General features: G+C 46.5%; 1 protein-coding gene. It reads left to right on the forward strand.

The window, feature by feature from the left end:
* A partial coding sequence (locus ADH81_RS11275; RefSeq protein WP_049526283.1) for a hypothetical protein occupies window positions 1-217 on the forward strand: 217 nt, incomplete at both ends.

Consider the following 217-nt stretch of genomic DNA (forward strand, 5'->3'; position numbering starts at 1 on the left):
TGCTGATTCTGACGCACTTGTTGATGCTGATTCAGAAGCCGATGTGCTTGCTGATTCTGATGCACTTGTTGATGCTGATTCAGATGCTGATGTTGATGCTGACTCAGATGCTGATGTTGATGCTGACTCAGATGCTGATGTTGATGCACTTGTACTTGCTGATTCAGATGCTGAGGTTGATGCACTTGTTGAGGCTGACTCAGACGCTGAGGTTGAC

The organism is Streptococcus pseudopneumoniae, from assembly GCF_001072925.1.
In the GTDB taxonomy this organism is placed as follows: Bacteria; Bacillota; Bacilli; order Lactobacillales; family Streptococcaceae; genus Streptococcus; species Streptococcus pseudopneumoniae_Q.